9 protein-coding genes and 1 other annotated feature are annotated in these 12,553 nt (G+C 36.8%); of the genes, 6 read left to right on the top strand and 3 right to left on the bottom strand.

Features of this window, described 5'->3' with window-relative positions:
* Positions 1-279 precede the first annotated feature (279 nt).
* The 3 genes from C0T34_RS15565 to C0T34_RS15555 all read left to right on the top strand — a co-directional run bounded on the left by C0T34_RS15565 (position 280) and on the right by C0T34_RS15555 (position 4,727).
* A complete protein-coding gene (locus C0T34_RS15565; protein ID WP_098943927.1) occupies positions 280-1,374 on the top strand; it encodes a 3-deoxy-7-phosphoheptulonate synthase in 1,095 nt (364 codons plus the stop codon).
* A 36-nt stretch (positions 1,375-1,410) separates the two neighbouring features.
* Positions 1,411-2,535, top strand: coding sequence for a bifunctional chorismate mutase/prephenate dehydrogenase (gene tyrA / locus C0T34_RS15560; protein ID WP_109850430.1), 1,125 nt, complete (start codon positions 1,411-1,413; stop codon positions 2,533-2,535).
* Between the two features lie 851 nt (positions 2,536-3,386).
* On the top strand, positions 3,387-4,727 hold the full coding sequence (locus tag C0T34_RS15555; RefSeq protein ID WP_075672423.1) for an anaerobic C4-dicarboxylate transporter: 1,341 nt from the start codon (positions 3,387-3,389) through the stop codon (positions 4,725-4,727).
* A gap of 72 nt (positions 4,728-4,799) precedes the next feature.
* Here C0T34_RS15555 and pheA read toward each other — a convergent pair whose 3' ends face one another.
* The 3 genes from pheA to bamD form a co-directional block, all read right to left on the bottom strand.
* The gene (pheA, locus tag C0T34_RS15550; protein ID WP_098943925.1) at positions 4,800-5,957 is read right to left on the bottom strand and encodes a bifunctional chorismate mutase/prephenate dehydratase; all 1,158 of its coding nucleotides are present in this window, start codon (positions 5,955-5,957) and stop codon (positions 4,800-4,802) included.
* A 35-nt stretch (positions 5,958-5,992) separates the two neighbouring features.
* Positions 5,993-6,107 (bottom strand) — a sequence feature (Phe leader region).
* 155 nt (positions 6,108-6,262) lie between these two features.
* On the bottom strand, positions 6,263-6,598 hold the full coding sequence (raiA, locus tag C0T34_RS15545) for a ribosome-associated translation inhibitor RaiA (protein WP_075672427.1): 336 nt from the start codon (positions 6,596-6,598) through the stop codon (positions 6,263-6,265).
* A 271-nt stretch (positions 6,599-6,869) separates the two neighbouring features.
* Positions 6,870-7,604 carry an outer membrane protein assembly factor BamD gene (bamD, locus tag C0T34_RS15540; RefSeq protein WP_098943924.1) on the bottom strand — a complete coding sequence of 245 codons (735 nt, stop codon included), beginning with the start codon at positions 7,602-7,604 and terminating at the stop codon, positions 6,870-6,872.
* A gap of 135 nt (positions 7,605-7,739) precedes the next feature.
* Between bamD and rluD the strand changes: the two genes are divergently transcribed.
* The 3 genes from rluD (at position 7,740) to clpB (ending at position 12,168) form a co-directional block, all read left to right on the top strand.
* A complete protein-coding gene (rluD, locus tag C0T34_RS15535; protein WP_075672439.1) occupies positions 7,740-8,717 on the top strand; it encodes a 23S rRNA pseudouridine(1911/1915/1917) synthase RluD in 978 nt (325 codons plus the stop codon).
* Positions 8,718-9,449, top strand: a complete 732-nt coding sequence (yfiH, locus tag C0T34_RS15530; RefSeq protein WP_098943923.1) for a purine nucleoside phosphorylase YfiH — start codon at positions 8,718-8,720, stop codon at positions 9,447-9,449.
* Positions 9,450-9,594: 145 nt separating this feature from the next.
* On the top strand, positions 9,595-12,168 hold the full coding sequence (gene clpB / locus C0T34_RS15525) for an ATP-dependent chaperone ClpB (RefSeq protein ID WP_109850429.1): 2,574 nt from the start codon (positions 9,595-9,597) through the stop codon (positions 12,166-12,168).
* Positions 12,169-12,553: the final 385 nt, after the last annotated feature.

Genomic DNA, 12,553 nt, shown 5'->3' with positions numbered 1-12,553 from the left:
ATTCTTCTTATGTCGAGATTCATTAAAAGATACTGTGTAAATATTTATTTACATTTTTGCGTTTTAATTTAATCCTCATCACGTTATTTTTATCTTGCTTAATGTTTGTAAGTAATTGTTATTTATTATTTATTTATAATAAAAACCATTGGTGTAAAGATTGAATTACAATAATGTCAAATTTATTAAAAATATGGATTGATTTCTTTACATTGCGTGTTATCTTATCTTTCAGACACACAAAAAATCACAATGATAGATATAAAAAAGGTAAAGATTATGATCATGCAAAAAGACGCACTCAATAATGTGAATATCAGCGAAGAGCTGGTTTTAATTACTCCAGAAGAGTTAAAACAAAAATACCCATTGAGTCGCAATGATCTGCATGCCATTGCTCAGTCACGTCAAACAATTTCTGAAATTGTTCAACGTCGTGATCCTCGCTTACTCGTGGTATGTGGGCCTTGTTCCATTCATGATGTCGATGTTGCGTTAGATTACGCAAAACGCCTGAAAGTCTTAGCGTCTGAATTAAGTGATAGTCTGTACATTGTGATGCGTGTCTACTTTGAAAAACCTCGTACAACTGTTGGCTGGAAAGGCTTAATTAGCGATCCATTTATGGATGGTAGCTTTGAAATGGAAAAAGGGCTACATATTGCCCGTAAGCTGCTGACCGAACTTGTACAATTAGGCCTGCCTCTGGCAACTGAAGCGTTAGATCCAAACAATCCACAATATTTAGGTGATTTATTTAGTTGGTCTGCAATTGGTGCTAGAACTACTGAATCTCAAACTCACCGTGAAATGGCATCAGGGCTTTCAATGCCTGTTGGATTTAAAAATGGAACAGATGGTAATTTAGATACCGCAATTAACGCGATGAAAGCGGCTTCTATGCCACACCGTTTTATGGGAATTAATCAATCAGGACAAGTTTGCTTATTACAAACACAAGGTAACCCTGATGGTCATGTGATTTTACGTGGTGGTAAAACACCAAATTACCATGAAGAAGATGTTGCTCAATGCGAAGCGCAAATGGTAAAAGCAGGGTTAAAACCATCATTAATGATTGATTGTAGCCACGGTAACTCTAACAAAGATTTCCGTCGTCAAACGGCAGTGGTTGATTCAGTGATTGAGCAAATTACTAAAGGTAATGAATCTATCACTGGTATTATGTTAGAAAGCCATATTAATGAAGGCAATCAATCATCAGAGCAATTGCGTAGTGAAATGAAATACGGTGTTTCAGTAACAGATGCATGTATTAGTTGGGAAACAACAGAGTCAGTGTTAAGAAATTTACATGCTCAACTTTCTCCGATTTTGGCTCAGCGTGAAGCACAGTTAAAAAAAGTTAGTTAAGTTAGATAATCATAAAGAAAAAAGAGGCAAGCATAGATGGCTGAAGAATTACAAGGTTTGCGTGAGCAAATTGATCAGGTAGATAAATCACTGCTTTCTTTACTCGCAAAAAGAATGCAACTGGTAGCTGAAGTGGGTGAAGTTAAAAACCGCCACGGCTTACCGATTTATGCACCTGATAGAGAAGCCTCCATGCTTGCTTCTCGTCGTAATGATGCACAAAAGATGGGAATTTCCCCTGATTTAATTGAAGATGTATTACGTCGAGTGATGCGAGAATCCTATACTAAAGAGAATGATAAAGGATTTAAAACTCTCAACCCTCAACTTGGTAAAATCGTTATTGTGGGAGGAAATGGGAAGATGGGTAAACTATTTTCTCGTTTGTTTACACTCTCTGGTTATCAAGTTGAAAGCTTAGAAGCGGATGAATGGCAAACTAAGTCACCCGCTATTTTTGATGATGTAGGAATGGTGATTATCAGTGTGCCTATTCATTTAACTGTTGAGGTTATTGAAAAACTTCCTGTATTACCTGAAAACTGTTTACTTGTAGATCTCGCTTCTATTAAAAAAGCCCCTCTAGAGGCGATGTTAAAAGCACATAGTGGGCCTATTTTAGGTCTTCATCCAATGTTTGGCCCTGATGTACCTAGCTTAGCAAAACAGGTTGTGGCGTACTGTGAAGGACGAAACCATACTGCATTTGAATGGTTGTTAGAGCAGTTAATGGTATGGGGAGCAAGAATTGAGGCTATTGCGCCAGAAGAGCATGATAAAAACATGAGTTTTATTCAAGCTCTTCGACATTTTACTACTTTTGCTTATGGCCAGCATTTAGCAAAAGAAAAAGTTGATTTAGCCAGTTTACTGAGACTCTCATCACCTATTTATCGCTTAGAATTGGCAATGATAGGGCGCTTATTTGCTCAAGATCCACAACTTTATGCTGATATTATTTTGTCATCGAAAGAGAATATTGAATTAATTCGTAGATATCATCACTCATTAGGTCAAGCTATCGATCTATTAGATATAAATGCAAAGAGCGAGTTTATCCATTCATTTAATAACGTGAGTGATTGGTTTGGTGATTATGCTTCTCAATTTATGAAAGAGAGTGGTGTATTATTGCAAAAAGCGAATGATAGCCGAATCTAGTTAAATTATTTATTATATAAAAGGCCGAGCAATAAATAAATTGTTCGGCCTTTTTATTTTATTAATTATTTCGTGTTTAGCTTATCTCCACTCATCATCATAAGGTGACCAAACACAACCACTAGGATCAGAAGTATTGCTATTACTTTAAGAATATTCATTTATTGATGCTCTATTTTCTTTTGCTTCTTCATAAAAATGAGTGCTTGCATAATTAGTGAATAAAAATGAGAGTATTAATATATATTTTTTATTCATAAAATTTCTTTTTAAACAATATGCTATAAGTCAATAGTTTTTGGGGTCAGGACAAGGGCTTACTGTGCAACGACTCAAATCTGATTGAATCGTTAATGAATAAGCGTAATAACTCTTTTTTGATTGAACTTCATCTACGTTATTAGTAAAAAATAGACTTAAAATCAGTATGATAAAAGTATTCATATTAGCTCCCTGTCATTTCAAAAAATTAATAATAGATAAAAATCACCTATTTTTATTCAGAAAATAAAAATAGAGAAATATACATTTAAAAACAATGGGATAAATATCTAGTTTTATAAAAAAACTAATCTATATTATATTTATTGTTATTTAATTGTTATTGTTGAGTTTAATTAAAGAATAATTAATGTTCGATATTGTCTTTTTATTAAAAGTTATTTGTTGATGAGATCTTAAAACTGAATGAAATTAAAAGGTATTATGAAAACTATAACAATGATCAAAAAAATGGTTATAACAATTATCGTAAATTATATTTTATAAACTCTTTTTTTTGCAAGAAGTGCTAAAAATTCAATTGTATTATTTTTTATTTATATTCCGACGTGTTTTTCAAGGGGTAATTTATGGATTTTTTAATACAACTCGCCATTATATTAGTATGTCTATTTTATGGGGCCAGGAAAGGGGGAATTGCATTAGGTCTATTAGGGGGTGTAGGTCTGGTTATTTTAGTTTTCATTTTTAAACTCCCTCCGGGAAAACCACCTGTTGATGTAATGCTAGTTATTATTGCCGTTGTCTCTGCATCAGCAACATTACAAGCATCTGGTGGGTTAGATGTTATGTTGCAAATAGCAGAAAAGTTATTACGTAAAAATCCAAAATATATTTCTATTGTTGCACCACTCGTAACTTGTACTCTTACAATATTATGCGGTACTGGACACGTTGTTTATACCATATTGCCAATTATCTATGACGTGTCGATTAAAAATAATATTCGCCCTGAAAGACCAATGGCGGCAAGTACAATTGGCTCTCAAATGGGGATTATTGCCAGCCCAGTTTCCGTTGCCGTTGTTACATTAGTCGCAATGCTCGGTGATGTAACTTTTAATGGTAAACACCTTGAGTTTTTAGATTTATTAGCAATTACGATCCCTTCAACTTTTATTGGTATTTTAGCCATTGGTATCTTTAGCTGGTTTAGAGGGAAAGACTTAGATAAAGACCAACGCTTCCAAGAATTTGTTTCAGTGCCTGAAAACCATGATTATGTTTATGGTGATACAGCAACACTTCTAGATAAAAAGCTCCCAATGAAAAACTGGGTAGCAATGTGGATATTTTTAGGTGCAATTGCTGTTGTTGCAATATTAGGTGCTTTCTCTGAAATACGTCCTGTATTTAATGGTAAACCATTATCTATGGTGCTCGTTATTCAGATGTTTATGTTATTAGCTGGTGCATCAATTATTATTATTTGTAAAACCAACCCTTCTCTTATTTCTAAAAATGAAGTATTCCGTTCAGGGATGATAGCAATTGTTGCTGTATATGGTATTGCTTGGATGGCAGAGACAATGTTCTCTGCGCATATGAAAGAAATAGAAGCTGCATTGGGGCAATTAGTACGAGAATACCCTTGGGCTTATGCAGTTGTTTTATTATTAGTATCTAAGTTTGTTAACTCTCAAGCGGCGGCTTTGGCTGCGATTGTTCCTTTAGCATTGGGTATTGGTGTTGATCCTGCATATATCATTGCATCGGCACCAGCTTGCTATGGTTATTATATTCTACCAACTTATCCTAGTGACTTAGCGGCAATTCAATTTGACCGTTCTGGTACAACTCGAATAGGGCGTTTTGTTATTAACCATAGCTTTATTTTACCAGGATTAATTGGTGTAACAGTTTCCTGTGTCTTTGGCTGGGTATTTGCTGCGATGTATGGTTTCTTATAATTAACGTTAAATAAGAACGTAAAAGAAAAGCCAGATAGTTATATGCTATCTGGCTTTTATCTTTGTATGAGGTTATTTCACTTCAACAGGAACAACATTTTCTGAAGGGTAACAGCCTAATATTTTTAATGAGCGTGTTGTTTGTGATAAATCGTGTAAGGCTTTTTGCATATTGATATCACGTAAATTTGCTTGAACATCAATATAAAACATTTCTTCCCAAGGAGTACCATTAATAGGACGCGACTCGAGTTTTGTCATAATAATGTCGTATTTTTTTAAAATCATTAATGCATCAACTAATGCACCCGCTTGTTGCCCTGTTGCCATTAAGAAGGTTGTTTTAGCAGGAACTTGGTCTGAAACATCAATCGCTTTTCGCGCAATAACAATAAAGCGAGTTACGTTTATTTGCTGGTTTGCTAAATTATTGGCTAAGGGTTTTAAGCCATAAAGAGAGCCACCGGCTTCACTACCAATAGCAGCAACGTGTGGCGATTGTGCAAGAGCCACTTTTTCCATTGCAGCTGCTGTGCTTTCACAATATTCAATCTTCCAGTTTGGATACTGATTTAAATAATGACTACATTGTTGGAAGGGTTGAGGATGACTATAAATAGTTTGCAATTCTTCTGGACTGCTATCAACACTCGTTAAAAGTGCATGATTAATGGGAATGCGAATTTCCCCAACAATAGAGATTGATGTTGTTTGCAGTAAATCGTAAACATCATTAATTGCACCAGAGCTGGTATTTTCAATTGGCAGTAAACCGTAATCAGCTTGACCGGTATCGACAAGTGTAAAAATGTCGTCAAATTTCTGACAAGTACAATCAACGAAGGTATCAAAATGGCGAGCTGCATATTGACGAGCGGCAATATGTGAATAGGAGCCTTTAGGCCCTAAATAAGCAATTCTAGCTGACTCATTAGGTGTTGCATTAAGATGTTGTTGTAGGATGGCTTGTTGCGTTAAGACAGAGTCTTCAATGATCATTTGAAAAATACGACTAATATAAAAACCATCTAGCCCAACGTTTTTTCCTTTCTCAATTAATAAATCAAGTAATTCGCGCTCACGATTTTTATCTCTAATAGGGCGATGTGTATTCAATTTAAATTGAGCGACATCAGCAGATAATTGGCGTCTGTTTGCTAACAACGTTAGTAATTCTGAATCTAACGTCGTGATTTTATCTCTGATTGCTAATAAATCGAGTTTTTCCATGTTTAAGCCCTATACCGTTATGTCATACCATCATAAATAAAAAAGCCTCCAGTTGGAGGCTATTGTCGTTCTTACTTTTCTTTCTGAAATGACAAAGCCTCTTAATGAAAGAGTAAAAAGAAAAAGAAGAAAGGCAAATGTGAATGTTTGTTCATTATATTGATTGGTAAATTATTTAACATATAGCTATCAAACATGATGATGTGAAAGGAGTCAAGAAAAATACAATAAAAAGCGCATCACGAGGATGCGCAGAGGCGTTTTGAGTCAGTGATTTATTCTAATTTTTAATCTTGCTTTACTATTTACATTTCATCGACAAGTAAATTCTCTTCTTTCAGGCTGTTATCAGCCCGACGAGATTCGTTTTTATGCTGAACTTTGTTTAATTGACGTTCAAGTTTTGCAAGTAAGTCATTAATTGCAACATACATATCGGCGTGTTGTGCATTAGCAACCAGTTGCCCATTTGGTGTATGAATGCTGGCATCAACACTAAAACCTTTAGGATCTTTCGTAAGAATAATATGAGGATTGATTAAATTCACCTGCCATTTATTGAGTTTAGTTAGACGGCTTTCAATGTGTTCACGTAGTGCTGGGGTAATTTCCATTTGTTTACTAGTAATATTTATAATCATATAGTTACCTCTTTATTACTCCGTCTTCGATAACTTCAGAATATCGTGATACACAATTTAAAATATGATCAAAATCACTTTTTGTTAGATGTCTGTGTAACTAGTAATAGAAACGTGACAAATGATAAATAGCTGAAAAAGACCGCTTGTTAAGTTGCATTTATTCAGTCATATTAGAAAGGTTGGGCTGATGAAAAGTAAAGATAATTTAGCTAGAAAAGAATAAAAAAACAGCAGCGATAAGCTGCTGTTTTTGATGGTGATGTTTTAGTTAGGCTGGATTTGCTGCAATCAATGCAGCTACTTTTTCAGCTTCTTGTGTCAGACCTAATTCTTTATAAGCGTTTTCCATGTAAACAAGCGCATCACGAGTGGCTTGTGTATCAGGATAATCACGCATCATTTGCTCTACTCTATTAATAACCGCGACATAAGCCCCTCGTTTAGTATAGAATTTCGCAACAGAAAGCTCATACTTCGCTAAACGGTTTTTAAGAAAGACTAGGCGTTTGGTTGCATCGGCGACATAAAGGCTGTCTGGATAGTAACGAACTAATTGACTAAAATCTTTAAATGCTACGATTGCATGTTGAGGATCACGGTCTGAACGATCAATACCAAAGAACCCTTGTAATGCACTATCATCTAATGCTTGAGCTGTTAAGCCACGCATATAAAGAACATAGTCGATATTAGGATGGGTTGGGTTTAATCGCATAAAACGGTCGATTGCAGAAATCGCCATTGGTAGTTCCGCTGATTTATAATAAGCATAAATCAGATCGAGTTGAACTTGTTGCGAGTAAGGGCCAAAAGGATAGCGATTATCGAGAGACTCTAATTGTTTGATAGCCGCTCCATAATTGCCATCTAGCAATTTTTCCTGACTGGTTGAGTAAAGCTCAGAAGGCGACATATCGGCAGTAGCGTCTTTGTCCGAACTCGAACAGCCAGCAAGTAACAGGCTTACAGTGGCCGCTGCCACCAGGTATTTAATGCGTCTCATCACGTATTGATTATCCTCTGAATAGGTTTGGGGAGTCTCTCCGTGAAGCTCCCCTGAAATCGGTTACACTATAACTCATTTTAAATGAAACGGCTGTGCCGTCAAAACACTAACTTAATTAATAGAAAATTATTTATGTCTCAACAAATACGACTTAATGCTACAGTCGCAGATTCACAGCTGGGTCAACGCTTAGATCAAGCTTTGGCCGAAATGTTCCCTGATTATTCAAGATCTCGTATAAAAGAGTGGATCTTAGACAATAGAGTGCAGGTTAACGATAAAATCATCAATAAGCCAAAAGAAAAAATGCTTGGCGGTGAAAAAATTGAAGTCGATGCCTTAATTGAAGAGGAAGTTCGCTGGGAGCCTCAGAATATTCCGTTAAATATCGTCTATGAAGATGATGATATTTTAGTTATCAATAAGCCAAGAGATCTCGTTGTACATCCTGGTGCTGGTAACCCAGATGGCACCGTATTAAACGCATTACTTTATCGCTATCCAGAGATTGCTAATGTACCTCGTGCAGGTATTGTCCACCGATTGGATAAAGATACAACAGGTTTAATGGTTGTTGCAAAAACAGTTCCTGCTCAAACGCATTTAGTAGAAGCTTTACAACGTCGTGAAATCACCCGTGAGTATGAAGCGGTTGCAACAGGAAGAATGACGGCAGGTGGATTAGTGAATGAACCTATTTCTCGACATCCAACTAAACGTACTCATATGGCTGTGCACCCAATGGGTAAACCAGCAGTAACACATTATCGTGTAATGGAGCATTTCCGTGCTCATACACGTTTGCGTTTACGTTTAGAAACCGGCCGTACTCACCAAATTCGTGTTCATATGGCTCATATTCACCATGCGTTAATTGGTGATCAGCTTTATGCAGGAAGACCTCGTCCTTTAAAAGGGGCTTCAGATGAATTACGTGAAACGTTACGTTTATTTGATAGACAAGCTCTACACGCAACGATGCTACGTCTTTATCATCCAATAACGGGTATTGAAATGGAATGGCATGCACCATTACCTGATGATATGGTTAAGCTTATCGATGTGCTAAAAGCTGACGTTGAACAATTTAAAGATGAAATGGATTGGTAAATGACTTCATTGATTTTTCCAGATTGGCCACAACCTGAAAATATTGGGTCTTGTAGTACCTTGAGGGAAGGGGGGATTAGTCTGCCACCTTATAATAGCCTCAACTTAGGTACTCATGTTGGTGATAAATTGTCTGATGTCGAAGAAAATAGACGCAGACTTTGTCAACAAGCTCAATTGCCTGAAATGCCACTATGGCTCGAACAAGTTCATGGCACTCATGTTGTTACACTAAATACTGAGAAAAATAATGAAGTACAAGGTGATGCCCTTTATACCTCTACTGAAAAAAAAGTTTGTGCAATTATGACGGCAGATTGTTTGCCTGTCCTTTTTACAACTGTTGATGGAACAGAAGTTGGCGCAGCTCATGGTGGATGGCGAGGGCTTTGCCACGGTGTATTACAAAATACACTTGCGCATTTTAAAGCACCTAAAGATCAAATTATGGCATGGTTAGGGCCCGCAATTGGAGCAACCGCTTTTGAGGTCGGTGCAGAAGTTCGGTTGGCGTTTATCGAAAAAAATATTGCCTTTGAGCCTGCTTTTATTCCCCACAATGGTAAATACTTAGCTAATATTTATATGTTAGCGAGAATAACCTTACAGGAAAGTGGAGTAACTCAGATTTATGGTGGTGATTTTTGTACTGTAACTGATCCATCGCGCTTTTTCTCTTATAGACGAGAGCATATAACAGGGCGAATGGCATCATTAATCTGGATTAAATAAACTTCCTCTCAATGTTTTTCTCACTTATCTCAAATATTGATAAATATTTTTGCTCAAAATTTTTATTTTGAGCTTGAATATTGTCAAAATGACCTCATCTATTCTCCAGTTACGAATTTTACTTTAAATTTTACTTGGAGGTGTTATGCGTCTGGATAAATTAACCAATAAATTCCAGCAAGCTCTCGCAGACGCCCAGTCATTGGCACTTGGGAACGATAATCAATTTATAGAACCCATACATTTACTGAGTGCGTTATTTAATCAACAAGGTGGCTCAATTCGCCCTCTATTAACATCTGTAGGTGTTAATGCATCGCAATTTAACGAGCGAATTAATGATGCTTTGTCTCGATTACCTAAAGTCGAAGGTGCTGGTGGAGAGGTTCATCCCTCAAATGATTTAATTAAGCACCTTAATTTGTGCGATAAATTGGCACAGAAAAAAGGTGATGAATTTATTTCATCAGAGCTCTTTCTTTTAGCTGCTATGGAAACCGGTGGTCAAGTTGCTGACATGCTAAAAGTAGCCGGAGCGAATAAAGCAAGTCTTGAGATAGCGATTGAAAAAATACGTGGTGGAGAAACAGTGAACGATCAAAATGCAGAAGATCAACGTCAGGCATTGAAAAAATATACTGTGGATTTAACGGAAAGAGCAGAACAAGGCAAACTCGATCCTGTCATTGGTCGTGATGAAGAAATAAGAAGAACTATTCAAGTTCTACAACGCCGTACTAAAAATAACCCTGTACTTATTGGTGAACCGGGGGTAGGTAAAACGGCAATAGTTGAAGGTTTAGCTCAACGTATTGTTAATGGCGAAGTCCCTGAAGGTTTAAAAAATAAACGTGTACTTTCTTTGGATATGGGCTCGTTATTAGCTGGTGCTAAATATCGTGGTGAATTTGAAGAACGTTTAAAAGCCGTTTTAAATGATTTATCTAAACAGGAAGGTAGTGTTATTCTGTTTATTGATGAATTACACACAATGGTTGGCGCAGGTAAAGCCGATGGCGCTATGGATGCGGGAAATATGTTAAAGCCTGCATTAGCTCGTGGTGAGTTGCATTGTGTCGGTGCAACAACACTTGATGAATATCGTCAATACATTGAAAAAGATGCAGCATTAGAGCGTCGTTTCCAAAAAGTGTATGTGGCAGAGCCAACAGTAGAAGACACAATCGCTATTTTGCGTGGTCTGAAAGAACGTTATGAGCTTCATCATCATGTTCAAATTACCGATCCTGCGATTGTTGCCGCAGCGACTTTATCTCATCGCTATATTTCTGATCGTATGTTGCCAGATAAAGCGATTGACTTGATTGATGAAGCGGGTGCGAGCCTACGTATGCAAATGGATTCAAAACCAGAAGCATTAGATAGACTTGATAGACGTATTATTCAGCTTAAACTTGAGCAACAAGCACTGCAAAAAGAGTCTGATGACGCAAGTAAAAAACGTTTAGAAATGCTAAATGAAGAACTTGCTGAAAAAGAGAAAGAATATTCTGTTTTGGAAGAAGAGTGGAAAGCAGAAAAAGCGGAGCTTACGAGTACTCAGCATATTAAGTCTGAATTAGAACAAGCACGTATTGCATTAGAGCAAGCTCGCCGTAGTGGTGATTTAGCTAAAATGTCAGAGATCCAATATGGGCAAATTCCGACATTAGAAAAACAGCTTGCCGAAGCTAATAAAGCTGAAGATAAGCATATGAAGCTGTTACGCAATAAAGTCACTGATGCTGAAATTGCTGAGATCTTAGCGCGTTGGACAGGTATTCCTGTATCTAGAATGCTAGAAGGGGAACGTGAAAAACTGCTAAGAATGGAACAAGAATTACATAGACGTGTTATTGGTCAGGCTGAGGCTGTAAGTGCAGTATCTAATGCTATCCGCCGTAGTCGTGCTGGATTATCTGATCCTAATCGTCCAATTGGTTCGTTCTTATTCTTAGGACCAACAGGGGTTGGTAAGACTGAGTTGTGTAAAGCATTAGCGAACTTCTTGTTTGATAGTGATGATGCAATGGTTCGTATCGATATGTCTGAGTTTATGGAAAAACACTCTGTTTCTCGTTTAGTGGGTGCGCCTCCAGGATATGTTGGTTACGAAGAAGGTGGATACTTAACAGAAGCCGTTCGCCGTCGCCCTTATTCAGTCATCTTATTAGATGAAGTTGAAAAAGCGCATCCAGATGTATTCAATATCTTATTACAAGTATTGGATGATGGTCGTTTAACGGATGGACAAGGTAGAACTGTCGATTTTCGTAATACAGTTGTGATTATGACATCGAACTTAGGGTCTGATTTAATTCAAGAACGTTTCGGGACAATTGATTACCCTGAAATGAAAACTATTGTGATGGATGTTGTTGGCCATCATTTCAGACCAGAGTTTATTAACCGTATTGATGAGGTTGTGGTATTCCATCCATTAGGTAAAGAAAACATTGCTGCGATTGCACAAATTCAGTTGCGTCGTTTATACCAGCGTTTAGAAGAGCGTGGTTATCACGTTACAATTACAGGCGCTGCATTAGAGAAATTGAGCGAAGTTGGATTCGACCCAATTTATGGTGCACGTCCATTGAAACGGGCTATCCAGCAAGAGGTTGAAAACCCATTAGCTCAAGATATCTTGTCTGGCAAATTATTACCAGGTAAAGAGATTATCTTAGATTTAGATGACAATAAGATAATTGCAAAACAGTAATAGAGCTTCTTCTCTATTGATTCTGATAAAGAAGAGATGCCATTAAATTGAAAAAGAGGCTTATATAAGCCTCTTTTTTTATGTTTTATGTCTTAATGAGGGAGAATAAAGATAATCTATAAATAGTGTTTTTTATATTTGAAACTTTTTTAGACAAAGGTTGTCTATTATTTATACCAAAAAGGCTAATTTGATTACTAAGTGCGCTGTCGGAAAGTTTTTTTTAAATAATACTTGTCACATTCAGAAAACTCCCTATAATGCGCCCTCGTTGTCACGGCAAACCACGCTAAGTGAGTTAGCTGAGAGAACAAAGAAAAAAGTGAAAAGCCTTGAAAATAAACGCTTGACACTGAATGAGGAAGATGTAGAATGCACCTCCTCG

The organism is Proteus sp. CA142267, assembly GCF_003336825.1.
GTDB lineage: Bacteria > Pseudomonadota > Gammaproteobacteria > Enterobacterales > Enterobacteriaceae > Proteus > Proteus terrae.
The sequence above is the reverse complement of the archived record's forward strand: the minus strand, read 5'-3'. Positions and strand labels throughout refer to the sequence as shown.